We start from the raw sequence: 18,466 nt of genomic DNA on the forward strand, positions 1-18,466 counted from the left end.
AGCTGATTGCTCTAAAACATATCTGTGTAAAAAAGACCTGGCGGTAAAATGCCGCCAAGTCTGCCTAGCTTATTTAAAAGTATAAATTCTTACACTTAGATTAGTGTCTAGCTGCGGCTCCTAACTCCTCGAGACGTTTGTCTAGTGTCGCCTCCGCTTTTCTATTTCCGCTTCATTTCATTTGCCAAAAACTCTACATCTGTTCCAACAATGACTTGAAGGTCTGTTTTATTCAGTTTCAATACGCCTTTTGCACCGAGGCGTTTCAGTTCTGCTTCATTTACTTTTGCCATATCATCGACTTTTAAACGAAGGCGTGTTACGCAATTGTCGAGATCCTTGAGATTGCTTTTGCCTCCTAATGCAGCTAGGTAGTGGTCCGCAAGCTCGGCGTAATTGCCTTTTGAAGAACCGCTTTCCGTAAATTCGCCCTCTACCTCTTCTTCCCGGCCTGGCGTCTTGAGGTCAAGCTTGATGATCAGGAAGTAGAAAATCACGAAATACAGTACGGCGTAAACAAGTCCGACACCAAGCAGCAGCAATGGCTTTTGGGCGATTCCGTAGTTCAGGACATAGTCGATTGCACCGGCTGAGAATCCAAATCCGTGGTGGATATCGAGCATATAGGTAATCGACATTGCTAGACCAGTCAATACGGCATGAATTCCGTAAAGCACAGGTGAAAGGAACATGAACAAGAATTCGATTGGTTCGGTAATCCCTGTCAGGAATGATGTGAAGGCTAATCCGATAAGCGCCCCTGCAGTAGCCTTCTTGCGTTCCTTTTTCGCTGCGGCAATCATCGCGAATGCTGCGGCTGGAAGTCCGAACATCATGACTGGGAAGAAACCGTTCATGAAGATTCCTGCTTTAGGATCGCCTGCGAAGAAACGGTTCAGGTCACCTTTTACAATTTCCCCGGCCGCATTCGTGAATTCACCAAATTCAAACCAGACAAGCGTGTTCAGAACATGGTGAAGACCCATTGGAATCAATAAACGATTCAGGAAACCGAATACTCCTACTCCAACTGCACCAGCGCCAACAATCCATTCACCGACACTATTGATGCCTGTCTGGATTGGCGGCCAAACATAACCGAAAATCCCTGCTAAGACAATCATCACCAATGAAGTGATGATTGGAACGAAACGCTTGCCGCCGAAGAAACCGAGCCAGTCCGGCAGCTTGATATCATGGAAACGGTTGTAGAGCAAACCGGCAATTACCCCTGATAAAATCCCGCCAAGCACCGCCATATTGATTTCTTCATTGACAGCACCTGCACCCTTTGTCAAAACAAAGTAACCAATCGCACCAGCGAGCCCGGCAGCGCCGTGTCCATCCTTCGAGATTCCGACTGCCACACCAATGGCGAATAATAATGCAAGATTGGCAAAAATCGCGTCACCTGCCGCAGAAATAAAAGCAATATCCAATAAGTCCGGCTGCCCAAGACGCAGCAATAACGCAGCTGCAGGTAAAACAGCGATGGGAAGCATCAGCGCCTTCCCGATTCTTTGTAAAAATCCTAGCACCTTCAACACCTCTTCCGTTAAGATTGTAAATGCTTACATTTTTCAAGAACCTTGTAGAAATTTGTAAACATACACCCAGCATAACACTTCGGTTTTCTAAATAACATCCTGAAAATAGACTATTTTCACTATTCCGACTTTAAAAACCGGCGCTCCCTTCTTAAGCTGTCACCCTCACAATCGGACAGGGCTGATAATTATAGCTTATTCGGCTTTTTTTATAAAAATTCCTTTCAACATCGGAGCGCGTTGAAGAAAGAAAAAACCCGCAGGAATGCGGGTTTACATAATTTATAGGGCATTTGCCTTTGTATTTCGTGAGCAGCGGTCCAGCCGTGAATATCTGACAACACCCATGACGGCTCCGGCAATCTCCACTACCTCGCCATTGTTCATCAGAGGCATGAGCGAAATACCATACGTATTTCCGCCAATTTCGATTTCAAAGACGATCTTCTCATTATTTTTCCATACACAGTCATAGTATCTTTCAATTCTCACCGCCTTTTCGGGCAGGAATTCCGCAATCGTCTTGCCATTGATTTCATTCGGGCTGAAGCCAAGGTCATCCAGCAGCCCGCCTCCGACAATGTGGTGGATGAAATCATTTCCCTGCTTTGACAGCTTGAAGATGATACCATAATGACTTTGGATCATCTCCTCGGTCTGTCTCCATATCTTTTCGGAGGGATCCTTCTGGAAGCTGTCGTCCGCGAGTGTCGAGAAGTAGAAGCCTCTCATGATGAAAAAGTAGCCGAGCGCCTTGTATAAATGCCCAGTGAAATTATCGATATCATAAACGCTCTGGTAGATCGTGAACACAAGCTCGGACAGGAAAAGGAATGTGAATGCCAATCCTACGTATAAGTGCTGGCCGTTCTTCCCCTCATTATAAAAGTAAAGCGATATGACAATTGAGATGAAATGAAGGAAACTGACACCGTATTCAATGAGATTTTTCAGGATGGTGGTCCCTTTGCCTTCAATGACAAGCAGCGGCAGGCTTTGTTCATACTTGAAAATCACGAACATCAGGACAGCTATTATCGCCATGCAAATGGCAAGACAGCTCCGCCTGCGATCCGTTAGAAGATTGCGTTCCGGCAGGATGAGGACAAGCACCATCAGCAATGATTCAATGATACGAGCAGAAACCCAGAACCATGTTGCCTTCGCGATCGAGCTCTCAGTAATAAAAAAGGGCATACCATCGAATGTAAGTGTATGCAGTAAATCGAGCGTCCCGACAATGAAGAATAAAAAGCTCAGCATCAGGATTCTTCGCGATTTTGAGAAACCGAATACTTTCCATCCGTATGAAAAAATCGAAAAAGAAACAGCAATACTGAAAAATTCCAAAATCATATGGATGGCCAGATAGTTTTCAGGATTCAAATAGGACGAAAGGTCAGCATGATAGAGATGGATCAGCATCAAAAGCAAGACTGCAGCTACAATATAGACGAGAAACCTTCCCTCCGACATGCTCTTCTCCATTTTACTCACCTGCTTAGGGAGGATATAGTTATCTCTATTATAAGCACGTTCGACTACTCCTGGTCCGCGTACATATAGCTGTTTTGTGAATATTGACAATTCTGTTCAAATACATATATGGGTTTTGCTATTTTTCTTTTATTCGGTAAAGTGGTAGTTAGACAGATTTGAAGGACGTGTAAACATGAAACTGAAAGAACTTTTGCCCCGTTTTAGCGTGCCAGTCTTCAAAGGCATTGCTTTAACACTGGTTCTGGCACTGGCTGCCCGCTTGATTGCAGGCCTCCCTTTCTTCGTGATCATGGGACAGCTTGTCATTGCCATCATGCTGGGAATGATATGGCGGGCGTCTGTCGGAGTGAACAGCGGACTGTTGGAGGGTGCTTCCTATTCCAGCAAAAAACTGCTTCGCCTCGGAATCATCCTGCTTGGATTCAGGCTGAATCTCTATGATATATACAATGCCGGAACGACGGTATTTTTTATCGCATTCGCGAATCTGACCTTTGCTTTGCTGGTCGTCTATTTGCTGAGCCGGCTCTTTAAGGTCGAAAAAAGGCTTGGCATCCTGACTGCCTGCGGCACTGCGATTTGCGGAGCGGCCGCTGTCGTCGCCATCGCACCAGTCATCAAGGCAAACGAAAAAGAGACCGCTGTCGGTGCGGCCAATGTTGCCGTGCTCGGAACGATATTCACCATTCTTTATACCCTGATCTTCTCGTATCTTGACTTGAACGCGCTGAATTATGGTGTATTTGCGGGCGGCACCCTGCACGAAATCGCTCATGTCGTCGCCGCTGCCGATCCGGCTGGACAGGCCGCACTCGACCTTGCCATTATCGTAAAATTGACAAGGGTAGCCTTGCTGGTCCCGGTTGCAATTTTAATAGGTTTCCTGATCCAGAGAAAGGAATCCGGTGACGCCAGTCAAAAAATGACGCTCGCAAACCTTCCGATTCCCTGGTTCATCCTTGGATTCCTGGCAGTGAGTGCATTCAACACTTTAGGTGTTGTCAGCGATGTCGTCGCGTCTGCCATCGTCAGCCTCGCCTATTTGCTGATCGGCATGGCCATGGCTGGGCTCGGTTTGAATGTCGATTTTAAATCGTTCAGGCAAATGGGCGGAAAAGCATTATCGGCAGGACTTGCAGGATCTGTCCTGCTTTCGGTGTTTGGGTATATTTTAGTTAGGGTTTTTGTTTAATAAAATTAGACCATCAGCGATGATGGTTTATTTTTTGAAATATTCGCTGCAGCTTGCGGTGATCTTCCATTATTTTGGAAAAAGTGGAGATTATCGTGTGAATGTGAGTGATACAAGCATGGATGTGAGAGATTATCGTGTGAATCGGAGAGATTATCGTGTGGACCGGAGAGATTCTCGCGTGAATCGGAGTGATTATCGTAAGAATCGGAGAGATTCCAAAAAAATAAAGCGGCGCATCGGCCGCTTTATTGTTATTAATCTACAAAAATCTTCCCAGGATTCAGGATACCGTTCGGGTCGAGGGTTTTCTTGATGGATTTCATGACATTGTAGGCAGCGCCATGCTCAAGTCGCTGGTACTTTGCTTTCCCGAGGCCGACACCGTGTTCTCCGGTGCACGTCCCGCCACGCTTCAGTGCATAGTGGACGATTTCTTCATTGATTCGTTCGCCTTCTTTTACTTCTCCAGGATTCTCCTTGTCTATCAACAGCAGAACGTGATAGTTACCGTCCCCAACATGGCCGACGATTGAGCCTTCAATTGAAGATGCATCAATCAGCTCGCGGGTATGGAGGATGGCTCCCGTCAATTCTGAAACCGGGACACTGACATCTGTCAGCATGATGCTTTTCTTGCCGGCTGTATGTTTATAGGCGTAAAGCAGATTATGCCTTGCTTCCCACAGCTGGTTGCGTGCTTTTGAGTCTGCCTCGAACTGGAAAGTAGAGCATCCGTGATCCTTCAAGATTTCAGTAGCAAACTCCACATCCTGCGCCAGTCCTGCCTCGTTGCCGTGGAATTCCATGAACAGCGTCGTACTTTCCTCGTACTGTGTTTCCATGAATTCATTCACTTTTTTCACCGACTCAGCATCGACGAATTCAATCCGGGCCACCGGTATGCCTCCAGCTAAAATGCCAACCACGGCATCGACGGCATTTTTAACAGATGGAAAAACGGCCCGGGCGGCGGTAATCGCCTCTGGAATGCCATATACCTTCAGCGTAAGCTCCGTGATGACTCCAAGCGTTCCTTCCGAGCCGACAAACATCCCATTCAGGTGGATTCCTGAAGAAGACTTCGCAGCCAGACTGCCGGTATGGATGATGTCACCGTTCGCAAGCACCACCTCAAGATCCCTGACCTGATCGCGCATGATGCCGTAGCGCACTGAAGTTGTGCCGCTCGCATTCGTTGCGGCCATCCCGCCAAGCGTCGCATCCGCTCCAGGATCGACGGTAAAAAACAAGCCATACTTTTTCAGTTCTTTATTCAGGGCCGACCTTGTGACCCCCGGCTGGACTTTCACCAGGAAGTCGCTTTCCTTTACTTCAACAATTGCATTCATCTGCGAAAGATCAAGCGATATCCCGCCATTCACGGGAATGACATGCCCTTCCAGGCTCGTTCCCAAGCCAAATGGAACAACAGGGATTTTCCGCTCGTTGGCGAACTTCAGGACCTTGCTGACATCTCCTTTATTCCGAGGAAAAACCACGACATCTGGCAGACGTGGCTCATGATAAGACTCATCCCGGCCGTGAAGCTCCAAAACCGTTTCATTTATCGATACCAGTTCCTCATCTATGACTCTCTTCAATTCATCTATGTAGCCTGCCATGTCAATCTCCCCTTTTAAAAAATGGTTGTGAACCTTGAAATCTATCTTTATAAAGCATAATCGATCTTGGCTTTTGCACTACCATTTGTCAGGAACCCAGGTATTTTACGTATTAGGATTTTGCTTTACACTATCATCGTTAAGAACCCAGGTATCTAGCATAATACGTTTTTGCTTTTACAGTATCATCCGTACCATGGACGAGTACCCTTCCGTCCTGGAAAATGACCATTGTGATTTCCTTGTCCGGCATAAAGCGGAGCAAGAATGGATTGCCTTTGACCTCACCATTATTTTTCAGGCGGCCGGCGAGTTTCTCCAAATCTTGTTTCGTTTTTTGCCGCGGGTTGATCTGGATGGTGTCCCGTCCGCATAAGGATGCATAGTTAATTTGCTGTTGTGATGAGCGATCCAGGAATTCGTAATTGTGGTGGACGCATGCCGGGCATTCTGGATTGCGCCCCTGGCTGACGTCCATCTGCAAAAAGGAGTTGTACCAGATATCCATCTGCTCAAGATTCGGGTTCGACTCTGCCCCCACCAGCAGCTTGAGTGCCTCGACTGCTTCGAAGGATCCAATGATATCTGTAATCGGCGAAAGCACCCCGATGCTGTCGCATGTCTCACCCAGTCCAGCAGGAACCGATGGGAACAAGCACCGATAGCAAGGGGTTTCTCCCGGTTTGATGGCGGCGAACATCCCACGTGAACTGACTGCCCCTCCGTAAACCCACGGAATGCCATGCTTGACGGCAACATCATTGATGAGATAGCGGGCCATGAAGTTATCGGTTCCATCAACAATCACATCAAAACCTGCAAGCAGATCCTCTGCGTTGTCGAGCGTTAAATCTGCGATGACAGCCTCGACTTTCACTTCTGAATTGATCTTTTTCAGTTTTTTTTCAGCGGCAATGACCTTCGGCAGGTTTTCGCGCGCATCATCCTCATCATAAAGAGTCTGGCGCTGGAGGTTGGAAAGCTCCACAAGGTCACGGTCGATGATTCGCACATGCCCGACACCTGACCGGACCAGATGATTCGAAATTACCGTTCCCAGTGCGCCCATGCCGACGATGACGGCAGAGCTTTTCAACAGTTTCTCCTGGCCTCCACTTCCAATTGGCTGGAATAAAATCTGCCTTGAATAACGCTCCATATCTTTCATTCAGATCCCCTCATTTCTATTTCATTATATCTTGAAATAAAGCTTTTTTTTAGGCTGAATTTTCACTATACTTAAGATTAAGAGGATAATAGGCCTCTTGTATTATTTTTTATCCATACTAAATGAAAGAGGTGGATTAGTTAAGATGAATTTTGGGGGATTTAAAAACAAAGAAGTATTAGTTGACTTGTCAAACGGTACTGTCGATTACAGAGGCATCAATGAAGACGATGTGAAAAAGTATATCGGCGGCCGCGGTCTTGGGGTTAAGTATGTTCTTGACAACGGACCTGAGGTTGAGCCTCTATCAGAAGAAAATATCCTGTGTATCATGACAGGTCCTGTAACAGGTTCACGGTCATCGATGAGCGGACGTCTGGCAGTCGTGACGAAGTCTCCATTGACTGGCACGGTTACTGACTCACATATGGGCGGATGGACTGCAGCTCGTCTGAAGTGGGCTGGCATTGACAACGTGATTTTCAAAGGCAAGAGCGACAAGCCTGTGTACCTTTATATCGAAGATGGCAAGGCAGAGATCCGCGACGCTTCTCAATTGTGGGGATTGAGCACTCGCGCGACAGTCCAAGCTTTGAAAGGTGTTCACGGCGAAGAAAACCTAAGTGTTATGACAATCGGCCAGGCTGGCGAAAACGGCGTACGTTTTGCTGGTTTCATGAACGAGCATGACCGCGCTGCAGGACGCGGCGGCACTGGTGCGGTTGCTGGCTACAAAAAGCTTAAGGCAATCGTCATCAAGGCAGCACAAAAGGGCAATATGCCTGAGCCTGCTCAGAAGGATGATTACAACCAGGCCAACAAGAAAGCGGTTAAGGCTATTCTTGAAGGCGGCTTGACTGCTCCAAACAAAGGCGGATTGTCCGTATATGGAACAAACGTCCTTACTAACTTGATCAATGAAGTGGGAGCGCTTCCAACACGCAACTCTCAATTGACACACTGGGATGAAGCTGAAAAGCACTCAGGCGAGTGGGTAAACGAGCATATTCTCGTTGCCAACAACACATGCCACGCTTGCCCGGTTGGCTGTAAAATCGAGGTTGAAGTCAAGGAAGGCAAATATAAGACTCGCGTTGAGAGCTTTGAGTTTGAATCTGCATGGGCACTTGGTGCGAACAGCGGATTGAGCGACTCTGAAGCAATCGCATACTTAATCGACATCTGTAATGAATATGGCATGGACACCATTGAGCTTGGCCACGCTATCTCTGTCACAATGGAAGCTTATGAAAAAGGCATCGTTGAAGAGAAGCTTGACTGGGGCGACGCTGACGGCATGATCGAAATCGCTCGCAAAATCGCATTCCGTGAAGGATTTGGCGGCATCCTGGCTGAAGGTCCTGCACGCGCGACAGCTGCATGGGGCGTTCCTGAACTGTCTATGTCAGTAAAAGGCCAGTCCATCCCAGCTTACGATCCACGCGGAATCCAGGGTATCGGCCTTGGCTATGCGACAAGTAACCGTGGTGCCTGCCACCTTCGCGGCTACACAATCGCATCTGAAATTGCCGGCATTCCTGAGCCAACTGACCGTACAGTAGCAGAAGGAAAAGCGGAGCTTCTGAATGTATTCCAGAACCTGCTTTCATTCTCTGACTCTATGAATATCTGTAAATTCTCTTCTTTCTCTGAAAATGCAGAGCACTATGCTGAGCAATACAGCACAATGACTGGCATTCCAATGACAGCAGACGATGTCATGCTTGCAGGGGAAAGAATTTACAACCTAGAGCGTTACTACAACAACCTAGCTGGCTTCAACAAGCGTGAGGATGACTTCCTGCCAAAACGCTTTACTGAAGAAGGCGCATCAGGCAACAGTGAAGGCCTCGTTTCTCGCATGGATATCATGCTTGATGACTACTATAATGTCCGCGGCTGGAAAGATGGCGTCGTTACAGAAGAAAAACTTCGCGAACTGGGTATCATTGGCGAAGAAACAGCTCCAGCTACAGAAGAAGTTTAATATTATTGAAGAGAACCAGGCGATTTTGCCTGGTTTTTGTTTTTTGATCGACTTGAATAAAAGAGGATGGAGCAACTTGTTCGAAATAATTGGAAATGTGGTCAATATATTTTAAAATCCGCTGATAAAAGTGAAAATGTGGTCGATATATTTCAAAATTCGCCAATAAAACTTAAAATGGGGTCGATATTTTCTAAAGCGGCCTCTTTTGTGGTGTAATTTCCCTTTCCTATTAGCGGGAAACGACCCCTAATCGAAAAAATTCACAATTTCAGCCTAATATTAGAAGTTTTCAAGCTAAAAATCAAAAGGCTCCGGCATTAATCTGCCGAAACCTTCGCTACCCGCCAACCCGGGTTGTTTTATAACGGTAATTTTTAATCAGCTGCTCGAGCGCTTCCTCATTTTCAGCCGCAAAGCGGATATGTACGGCATTGACGATGAATGTTTTCGTAAAAGCCAGCTCATCCTCGCTTAAAATTTCCGCTCCCCAGCTGGCTGCTTCATAGACGAACGGAAAGGAATCTGTCACGAGCGTGCCGCCCAGCTCCTCAAAATACATGCCGAGGTGATCACGATTGATTCCGCGGAATTCTAGTATTCTATCAACCATATCAGCCACCGGCAACCGGAGGGAACAGCGCGAACTGGTCGCTTTCTTTTACATGCGTTTCAAGGTCCTGATCATGGACGATGTTACGGCCATTGATATAGACGTGCACAAATGGCTTGAGCGTCTTTTCTTCTGTGTAAATTTCTTCGTGCAAATCCGGGAACATTTCGCACATTTTATCAAGCACATCCATAACCCGGTCTCCATCAGGCTTCACTTCGACTGTTACGCCTCCGCAAATATCCCTGAGATTAGCAAATACCTTAACCTGCATCCAAAACGCCCCTTTCTCCTTACATTAATAATAAATTGAAAAATGAAAATTGTCATTATCTCTTTCGATACGGTCGGTTCATTCTTGTTTATGGTTTTCCTCAATAATTTCCGAGAACTGTCTGATCATCGGAGTATTTTCAGCATCTGTATGGGTCACGAGATAAAATTCCCGTTCATATGGCTCAAAAGTATCGATAATCTTAATGCGGCCAGCTCGTTGTGCGGGCATAGCTGCCAGCCTTGAAATAAAACTGATGCCCAATCCCGCTTCAACGGCGGCGATTACAGATTCTGTACTTCCGATGGATACGGCAACTGTCAAATCTTCTAATGACAGGCCTTTTTCAGCCAAGAAATGCTCCATCATTTTGCGAGTGCCTGATCCTTCTTCGCGGAGGACAAAATCATATTGTTGAATTTGCGAAAACTTTGCTGATGCCGTTTGAACCAATGGGTGCTCAACAGGCGAAACTAATACCAGAGAATCCAGGGCAACCGGTTTGCTTTTTAACAGTCGGGATTCGACCTTCATCCCGATGATCGCAGCATCAATTTGGTGATTCTGCAGTTTTTCAAGTATTTTTTTCGAATCGCCGATTTCGATTTTGACATCCACCTTTGGAAAAAGGCTGCGGAAATTTTTAACCCAGCCGGGAAGCAAATAGGTTCCAGGTATCGTACTGGCCCCAATCGTCAGTGTTCCTGTCAGGGTTCCCTGGAATTCACCCAATTGGCCCTCCAGCATCCTCCACCGGTTGGCGATGTCCTTTGCGGCTGTATAAACAACCATTCCTGCAGGCGTCGGCCTGATTCCTGACACTCCCCTGTCAAGCAGTTCAAACCCGAGCTCATCTTCCAGGCTTTTGATTTTCAGGCTGACAGAAGGCTGTGAGCTTTTAAGTACGGCAGCAGCCTCGGAGAAACTATTCTTTTCGACAACCATTATGAAAGCTTCTAGCTTTTTTAGATTCATACGATAGGCTCCATTTATTTTCCGACTTTATATATAACCATTTTAATATATGAATGGGCTGAATTGGGCAAGATATTTACTATCCTGTATTTTACTTTTAAAATAGTGTTGACATATTATTATCTGAATATTAATATAGTTCTTGTAAATATATTTTACAATAATAAAAATCGATGACGAGAACACGTCCTTTATGGAACCTGATCCCCAGAGAGCCGGTGATTTGCTGCAAGCCGGTGTTCAGATTATAGAGGAACATCATCTCTGAGATGCAATGCTGAAACCTAGTTGCAGTAAGTGTTGCCGGCTAGTCCGCCGTTAAATGGAACACGTATGATGGTACGTTGATGAGAGCCGCATGTTTGTGCGGAATCAGGGTGGTAACGCGAGCGCAACTCGTCCCTTTTTCAGGGACGAGTTTTTTGTTTTTTATTGTATAACATTCCGTTCCGAATTTCCTATACTCTCAGTGCCAGAACATTATATTAGGAGGAGAAAAAGGATGGGAAGCTTAAGGAGTAAAGAAACACTCACAATCGGTCTGATGTTATTTGCATTATTTTTTGGAGCAGGGAATCTGATTTTCCCGCCGTTTTTGGGACAGGAAGCTGGTGCTAACTTCTGGCCAGCGATGCTTGGCTTTGTTGTAACAGGAGTAGGGCTGCCATTATTGACTGTAGTTGTCATTTCAATGGCTAAGGATGGCATAAAAGAAATCGGTTCAAAGGTTCACCCAGTATTTGCCGTCATTTTCAGCGCTGCTGTTTATCTATCGATTGGGCCTTTCTTCGGCATTCCTAGAAGCGCCAACGTTGCTTTTGAAATGTCCGTTAAGCCGTTCCTTGGGGAATCCGGATCAAGTTCCCTTGCACTTTTACTGTTTACATTAATCTTTTTCGCACTAGTTTACTGGGTTACGTTAAACCCTTCAAAAATGGTTGAACGGATTGGGAGCATCCTGACGCCTGTTTTGCTTGCAGCCATCGTCGTGCTTGTGATTGGCAGCTTTTTCAAACTGGATGGATCCTTTGGAGAGGTATCTGAAAAATATGCGTCAGCACCATTTGCTAAAGGATTCCTTGAAGGGTACCTGACGATGGATACCATTGCCGCATTGGCCTTTGGAATCATTGTTGTTGGAGCTGTACAGCAGAAAAAAGCACTGGAACGCAAGCAGGTTGTAAGGGAAACATTGAAAGCTGGCGTAATCGCTGGCATCGGATTAACTTTTGTATATGTAACTGTCGGCCTTCTTGGTGCAAAAATGGCCTCGGTTGGAGAATACGAAAATGGCGGTGCAATTTTAACTGAATCTGCTAAGCTGATGTTCGGTGAACCTGGCATGCTGCTGCTCGGCTTGATTGTTACGCTCGCCTGCTTCACAACGGCAGTTGGCCTTGTAGCGGCGACAAGCCAATTTTTCGCAAAAATGATGCCAAAGACTTCATATAAGGCTTACACACTCGTTGTAACATTGGTCAGCTTATTAATCGCGAATCTTGGCCTGAACCAGATCATTTCGATTTCGGTACCGGTGTTGATCGTTCTTTATCCGATCACAATCGTGCTTGTCATTCTGTCCTTCCTTGACCGTTTCTTCAAGGGAGCACGCGGAGTCTATGTTGGAGCAGTGTTTGCAACATCACTTGTTAGCGTAGTAGACGGTTTTAAGACCTTCGGAGTGGAGTCAGACGCACTCGGAGCACTACTAACATCCTTGCCGCTATATGCAGAGGGTTTGGGCTGGCTTCTGCCTGCACTTGTTGGTGCCATTATCGGTTGGGCTTTTGACAGGCTTGTTCCTACTAAGGGGTTAAAGACGGCTTCGGAGTAATAGGAACAAGTCGGACCGGGCATGAAGAATGCCCGGTCCATTTTTTTATAAGAAGAGTTCTTCCCACTCCGACCGTAAAATTCCCATATTGATTCGGTCAAAAACTTTCCCATCACGATGGACCGCTTGCCTCACCCTGCCTTCAATTTGAAAGCCGCGTGCAAGTATGAGAATTCATAAGCGGAGTATTTCCTGCTATTGTATATAAAGAGAGCTTATGAGGTCCTAATAAGCGGAGATATTCCGTTTACCTGCAAAAAACAAGGCAAAATTTAATGATTTGGAAGAAATAAACGGAAAAACGACCCTTATTTTCAAGGAAATAAGGGTCGTTTCTAATTTTACCGGAATTTTTCCGTTTATTTTTTAAAAAATGTGATGACACCATTCAGTTATCACAGAAAGTAGCTGCAAGCGCCTATCCGCTTCGGTCTGGATAGAAGGCTTACGCGTGCTCTAACTATGCTCTTTTAAACGGCCACCAGTTTGCTTCGCCGAAGTTCTTCACCAATACCGGGATGAACAGCGGCAGCATGATGAATGCGTACAGGAACAATCCTACAAGGAGGATCGATGCAATTTGCAGCAATGACATCATTCCGGATGGCATCATCGCTGCGAATGTTCCGCCTAGGATGACGGCTGCCGAGATGATGACTGTTCCCATCTTTTTCATCGAAAGGAGCATCGCTTCAGAGATGGATAGGTTCTTATATTCATTGAATCGGTCCATCAGGAAGATGCTGTAGTCAACCCCCAGGGCAACGAGGATGACAAAGGCGAAGAACGGAACCGCCCAGCTGATGCCTGAGTAGCCAAGGATATCAACATAAATGACCTCGTTGACTGCCATTGCTGTATAATACGTTAAAATCAATGACCCGATGATATAAATCGGCATGATGATGGAGCGGAACAAGAACACAAGGATGATGCCGATCCCAAGCAGCATCAAGATGACCGTACGGGAATAGTCCTGACCGGACATCGTATCAAGGTCCGCGTTGGTGCTCGTGATGCCGCCAATGGCTAAATCGGCATTTTCAAGCTTTGTTCCTTTCGTCGCGCGCTCGACCGCTTCTTCGATTTCAGCCACCTTCGCCATTGCCTCATTTGAATAAGGGTTAGCTTCGAAAATGACATCCATTGTCATGACTTTGCGGTCGTTTGACATATAGACATCAAATACCTGTGCGAAATCCTCGCTCTCAAGAACATCAGCAGGCAAATAAAATCCGTTGGAATCCGATTCAGCCAATCCATCCAGGTATTCCTGCGCAGAGCCAAGACCTTCCGACACCTGGTTCAACCCATCCGTACTCTGGTTGAGTCCATCCGTAAGCTGTTCCAACTGGCCTCCAAGACCGCCAAAACCAGCAAGCAGCTGCTCCTGTCCGGCGTTGATTCCAGTCAATCCATTTGTCAGCTTAGGGAAATTATCGACGATTTTCCCCTGGCCGTCAGCAAGCTGATTCAATCCTGCCTGCTGCTGCTCGATTCCGTCGATGAGCTGTTCAAGCCCCGGGCCGAATTCAGCCTGCTTGGTAAGTGCACCTGCAAAGGCTTCGTTTGCCTTTGCCATGCCACCGGTAAGCTGCGGCATTATCTCATTAAGTTGATTCAGACCTGCAGATGCTGTTGCAAGTTCATTCTGCATATAAGTGAGCTGACCTTTTATTTCCTGGTAGTTTTGGTCTCCTTTTAACGTTTCATCTCTATTTTCTAAATAGCCAAAAAGCTGACCATTTGCCTGAGTGATACCACCTGATAGCTTAGCAATACCATCGCCAGCCTGCTTGTATCCCGCTTCAAGCTCTGTCAAGCCCTTCTGCATCTCTACATACTTACCCTGAAGCTCCTGATAACCAGCCAACAATGCCTCGGCTCCCGCCTTGGCTTCTGCTAACCCGTCCTGTATCTGATCTGAACCGGCAGATCCCTGGCGGATGCCGTTTTCGATTTTAGCCAGATTGGTCTGGATTTCACCAAGACCGGACTTTATCTCGGTCGTGCCATCAATCAGCTGGTTGATTCCATCAGCTGCACCATCCAATTCCGGTGCTGACTTTGACAGTTCAGATTCAGCCTCTTGAAGACCTTCACTTATTTTATCCAGCCCGTCTTTTCCTTCTCCAAGTCCAGAACCTAGCGTTTCAGCCTGTTTGGACACCAAGAAGTCTTTGATAGGTTCACCGGTCGGCCTTGTCACCGAGCGCACTGTGTCAACCAGGTCGACCTTTTCCAACTCAGAGCTGATTCTCTCAGCCAGCTCGATGTATTCAGCCGAATCCATTCTTTCGTCATTTTTCAGGATGACCTGGGTTGGCATCGATTCACCAGGTCCGAAACTGTCTGCAATCGCATTGAAGGCTTTGATGGAATTTACATCGCCGCTGATTTCATCCAGTGAGTTGTAGCTTAACTCCCCATCATAAGCCACGAGGAACGGTACACACACAGCTGCAACAATCAGCAGACTCAGGAATGGGCGCGCCAGCGAGAAACTTCCGACCGTGCCCCATAATTTGCTTTCACCATGTTCGGCACTTTGCTTTGAAGGCCAGAAAATCTTTGTCCCTAATACCGCCATAAAAAATGGGACAATAGTGAATAATCCTAGCAAAAGCATGGCCACGCCAATCGCAACCGCTGCAGCGGACTGGTATAAAATGAACTGCGAGAATCCAATAGCCGCGAAGCCGATCATAACCGCTATGCCACTGAAAAACACGGTGCGCCCTGCATTTTTATAGGTAGCGACAATCGCATCTGCCACATTTTCATGTTGGGCAAGCTCTTCCTTAAATCGGCTGAGCAATAAAATACAGTAATCGGTTCCGATTCCGAACAATACAGCCACGAGGAATATCTGTGTATAGTTCGAGAGCGGGAAATCCAATCGATCAACGAGCATTCCTACAATGGATTGTGATACAAGATACGCCATCCCTACTGTCAACAATGGAATGACAGGAGCGATGACCGACCTGAACACAAGCAAAAGCACCACGAGGATAAAGACGACCGTAATTCCTTCCGTCTTTTTCAAGCCTTCTTCAGAGCTTGTCATCAAATCTTCATTGATCAGCCACTGACTGGTGTAATAATGGTCGACTTCGACATCTTCAATCGTTTCATAAAGAAGCTTGCTTACCTCAGAAGGTTCGCGGTCATTCCAGCTGACCGTCACAGATGTCAAAATTGACTTTCCATCTTCTGAGACAAGCTGTTCCTTCAGGCTCTCCTCATTGAAATGAGTCAGGATGTCGGTGATCTCGATTTCCTCCTTGTTAGCCTCAAGTTCGCGGATTGCTTTCTCCGCCTCCTTGATTTCTGCCTGAGTCAATTTTTTCTCACTATGGAAGACGAGAGCAACCTGGGTTTCATCGCCTCCGCCTTCCTGTTCCCTGACTTCATCCATGATCTTGCCTGCCAAGGTCGATGAATATTCGTCAGGTACGGTGATTTGCCCTTTTTCCCGGACAAGCTCCGCCATATTCGGTGCAGCCATGAACAGACCTGCAGCCACAAGAATCCACGCAATAATAACAAACCATTTCTGTTTAATAATGAATTTCACGTTATTCCACCCTGCTCTTTCTTTCTGCTAAAATATCATTCAGCTTGTCGTACGTCTTAAGGAACTGGACGATTTCATCCTGGTCGAACTGTGTAATAAACGATTCAACAAGTGACTGAATCCGCTCCTCCGTTTTTTGGAACATTTCGTTTCCTTTATCCGTCAAAGCCAGATACACCAAACGCCTGTCATCCTCATCCCTCGTTCTCTGGATGAAGCCTTTTTCCCATAAGCGCGTAATGATTGCGGTGATTGCACTCTTTTTCACATCAAAGACTTCTGCCAGCTCGGAGGATGTGCATGTACCCACTTTGTTGATATAGCGCAATGTATAATGTTGATCATTCGTAAGGTCTGATCCGATTTCTTCCTTGATCATCCCCTCGGCGATCTTGTTGACTGAAAAGGAAACATGGATATAGTGATCAACCAATTCCTTAATTGATTTATCGCACATGATTATGTATTCACCTCGCCTGGATTTCATTCTACCTTTTAACTGTTAAACAGTTTAACTATTAACCTATTTAACTTTAATCCTTATCAATTTTGATGTCAAGATAAAAAGAGACTGCCAAACGATTTGGCAGTCCATCAGAATGTATTATAGATATTCTCGCATTCTTGCCCTGTCGGCTCATAGAAACAGTGCAGTTTGAAACGCCCTGCCAGCGGCTGATTGTACCAGGTTGGCGGGCAATCACCCGGCGGCCGGAAGTACCATAGAGCGAATTTCGAAGGCCATACACGTTCACCTTTTACGGCCCGCCTTGCCAGCCTTTTTTCCACTTCCCTGGCCCTCTGGTAAAAATAGCCCTTCTGCACAGCTTCAAAGGCGTGTTCCTGGTAAATCATCTGTGGAATTGTCCTCAATCCTTTAAAGTCAGAACAATTGCCTCTGATCCGGTTGATGCCAACATTGCCGACCATCAACATTCCTTGCTGGCCTTCCCCTTCCGCCTCTGCCCTCAGGAGTCTGGCCAACAAATCTATATCCGACTCTGTATGCTTTACAACTGCCATGTTAAAACCTCCACCATCGGATTCTCGGTACATGGGTGAGTAACCCACCTGTTCCCGGGCTACACTCCTTCACTTTAATTCCTATTTTTCAAAAGCTTGGGCTATACGGATTTCTTCTTATTTGCATAACAAATCCCTTTAAAATTGTATAAGATGTAGGAGTATGAAGGCGGCGAACTTGATGATGGAAAATGAGCAAAAGGAAGTTTTTGGTGCGTGGGTACAGGCAGCCGGTACCACTCTGGCCGCAATCGGAAGCACACCATTAAAGGGGTTTACCGAAAGCCATATGGAAAGCCTCAATCTGTGGGGGAATGAGCTTCAGGCATTAGGCAATGCATTGATTGCAGATAGCGAGCCACATTTTACAATGGAGAAGTTCGGAAACATGCTTCAGTCGGCAGGGAATCTTACGGTGATTGCGGGCATTCTTCTTCCTGTGGATAATGAAACGAAACAGGAACTGGATATCAAAGGCAATCTGATGCAGGCACTTGGAGGCAGCGCAGCCCTCAAAGATACTTTAACAGAAGAGCATTCCATGGAATCACTTTACCATCTATATGGAAACCTGCTTCAAATCATCGGGAATTCAATGCAAGCGATCTCAGGCATCATCGAGCTTCGGGGCGGGGAAGGGGAAAATATCAATACAGCCGGGAGTTGGATTCAGGCTACAGGCTCCATTATTGAGGCGGTTGGTTCTACAATAGATTTTTTGGATGAAACTGGTTGAATAGCAGAAATATTCTTGTTTCCTTCAAAACAACGAGGGTAAATTCATAATACCTTTTACAGGTAATCCAGCAATCCAGGAGGTAATGAACATGGCAAAAAATAATGACAACCGTATGGAACGTGAAGATTACTTTAAGGACCGGGCTGGAACAGATGATGCCAGATTCCATGCCGTGCCTCATGATGAAGAAGGATGGGCTGTCAAAAGAGAAGGACAGGATGACCCGGAATTTACTACTGATTCTAGATCCGAGGCTGTGAGCGAAGCTAAACGGATGGCTGAAGAAGCTGGCACGATGGCCTATATTCACGATGAAGATGGGAAGATTGAGGATCAGGTCAATTACAGCAGCTGATAATTTCAAAAGGATATTACTAATGTTAAAGCCTTGCAGATTGCTGCAAGGCTT

The 18,466-nt window shown here is 46.2% G+C and carries 15 protein-coding genes, 1 pseudogene and 1 other annotated feature; of the genes and pseudogenes, 5 read left to right on the forward strand and 11 right to left on the reverse strand.

Annotated features, from left to right (window positions below):
- Positions 1-161 precede the first annotated feature (161 nt).
- Complete coding sequence (gene nagE, locus RH061_RS20230) at positions 162-1,538, reverse strand: N-acetylglucosamine-specific PTS transporter subunit IIBC (RefSeq protein WP_311072594.1); 1,377 nt, start codon at positions 1,536-1,538, stop codon at positions 162-164.
- A gap of 291 nt (positions 1,539-1,829) precedes the next feature.
- On the reverse strand, positions 1,830-3,035 hold the full coding sequence (locus RH061_RS20235) for an MASE3 domain-containing protein (protein ID WP_311072595.1): 1,206 nt from the start codon (positions 3,033-3,035) through the stop codon (positions 1,830-1,832).
- Between the two features lie 184 nt (positions 3,036-3,219).
- Here RH061_RS20235 and RH061_RS20240 point away from each other — a divergent pair, with 184 nt between their 5' ends.
- Positions 3,220-4,239 carry a YeiH family protein gene (locus RH061_RS20240; RefSeq protein ID WP_311072596.1) on the forward strand — a complete coding sequence of 340 codons (1,020 nt, stop codon included), beginning with the start codon at positions 3,220-3,222 and terminating at the stop codon, positions 4,237-4,239.
- Positions 4,240-4,496: 257 nt separating this feature from the next.
- On the opposite strand, the gene RH061_RS20245 is transcribed toward RH061_RS20240, so the two are convergent.
- Together RH061_RS20245 and RH061_RS20250 are read right to left on the reverse strand one after the other, a co-directional pair.
- On the reverse strand, positions 4,497-5,864 hold the full coding sequence (locus RH061_RS20245) for an FAD-binding oxidoreductase (protein ID WP_311072597.1): 1,368 nt from the start codon (positions 5,862-5,864) through the stop codon (positions 4,497-4,499).
- A 139-nt stretch (positions 5,865-6,003) separates the two neighbouring features.
- Positions 6,004-7,032 carry a ThiF family adenylyltransferase gene (locus tag RH061_RS20250; RefSeq protein ID WP_396654826.1) on the reverse strand — a complete coding sequence of 343 codons (1,029 nt, stop codon included), beginning with the start codon at positions 7,030-7,032 and terminating at the stop codon, positions 6,004-6,006.
- 145 nt (positions 7,033-7,177) lie between these two features.
- Here RH061_RS20250 and RH061_RS20255 point away from each other — a divergent pair, with 145 nt between their 5' ends.
- On the forward strand, positions 7,178-9,019 hold the full coding sequence (locus RH061_RS20255; RefSeq protein ID WP_311072598.1) for an aldehyde ferredoxin oxidoreductase family protein: 1,842 nt from the start codon (positions 7,178-7,180) through the stop codon (positions 9,017-9,019).
- A gap of 340 nt (positions 9,020-9,359) precedes the next feature.
- Here the strand turns inward: RH061_RS20255 and RH061_RS20260 are convergent, their stop codons facing one another.
- From RH061_RS20260 to RH061_RS20270, 3 genes are all read right to left on the reverse strand, one after another.
- Entirely contained in the window at positions 9,360-9,632 is a 273-nt protein-coding gene (locus RH061_RS20260; RefSeq protein WP_311072599.1) for a MoaD-like domain-containing protein, read from the reverse strand.
- A gap of 1 nt (position 9,633) precedes the next feature.
- Positions 9,634-9,906 (reverse strand): ubiquitin-like small modifier protein 1, encoded by a 273-nt coding sequence (locus RH061_RS20265; protein ID WP_311072600.1) that lies wholly within the window; start codon positions 9,904-9,906, stop codon positions 9,634-9,636.
- 78 nt (positions 9,907-9,984) lie between these two features.
- Positions 9,985-10,881: a selenium metabolism-associated LysR family transcriptional regulator gene (locus RH061_RS20270; protein ID WP_311072601.1), complete on the reverse strand. Its 897-nt coding sequence runs from the start codon at positions 10,879-10,881 to the stop codon at positions 9,985-9,987.
- 164 nt (positions 10,882-11,045) lie between these two features.
- Positions 11,046-11,288: a binding site (T-box leader), on the forward strand.
- Between the two features lie 95 nt (positions 11,289-11,383).
- Between RH061_RS20270 and brnQ the strand changes: the two genes are divergently transcribed.
- Positions 11,384-12,715, forward strand: a complete 1,332-nt coding sequence (gene brnQ, locus RH061_RS20275) for a branched-chain amino acid transport system II carrier protein (RefSeq protein WP_311072602.1) — start codon at positions 11,384-11,386, stop codon at positions 12,713-12,715.
- A 45-nt stretch (positions 12,716-12,760) separates the two neighbouring features.
- On the opposite strand, the pseudogene RH061_RS20280 reads toward brnQ, so the two are convergent.
- From RH061_RS20280 to RH061_RS20295, 4 genes and pseudogenes are all read right to left on the reverse strand, one after another.
- A pseudogene (locus tag RH061_RS20280) lies at positions 12,761-12,871 on the reverse strand (GNAT family N-acetyltransferase); the annotation flags it as partial.
- A gap of 304 nt (positions 12,872-13,175) precedes the next feature.
- Positions 13,176-16,295, reverse strand: a complete 3,120-nt coding sequence (locus tag RH061_RS20285; protein WP_311072603.1) for an MMPL family transporter — start codon at positions 16,293-16,295, stop codon at positions 13,176-13,178.
- Position 16,296: 1 nt separating this feature from the next.
- Complete coding sequence (locus RH061_RS20290; protein WP_311072604.1) at positions 16,297-16,752, reverse strand: MarR family winged helix-turn-helix transcriptional regulator; 456 nt, start codon at positions 16,750-16,752, stop codon at positions 16,297-16,299.
- Between the two features lie 137 nt (positions 16,753-16,889).
- A complete protein-coding gene (locus tag RH061_RS20295; protein ID WP_311072605.1) occupies positions 16,890-17,318 on the reverse strand; it encodes a cell wall hydrolase in 429 nt (142 codons plus the stop codon).
- A 181-nt stretch (positions 17,319-17,499) separates the two neighbouring features.
- Here RH061_RS20295 and RH061_RS20300 point away from each other — a divergent pair, with 181 nt between their 5' ends.
- Together RH061_RS20300 and RH061_RS20305 are read left to right on the forward strand one after the other, a co-directional pair.
- Complete coding sequence (locus RH061_RS20300; protein WP_311072606.1) at positions 17,500-18,054, forward strand: DUF6944 family repetitive protein; 555 nt, start codon at positions 17,500-17,502, stop codon at positions 18,052-18,054.
- 91 nt (positions 18,055-18,145) lie between these two features.
- The gene (locus RH061_RS20305; protein ID WP_396654829.1) at positions 18,146-18,412 is read left to right on the forward strand and encodes a DUF2188 domain-containing protein; all 267 of its coding nucleotides are present in this window, start codon (positions 18,146-18,148) and stop codon (positions 18,410-18,412) included.
- The last annotated feature ends 54 nt before the right edge of the window (positions 18,413-18,466 follow it).

It is taken from the genome of Mesobacillus jeotgali (assembly GCF_031759225.1).
Classification (GTDB): Bacteria; Bacillota; Bacilli; order Bacillales; family Cytobacillaceae; genus Mesobacillus; species Mesobacillus jeotgali_B.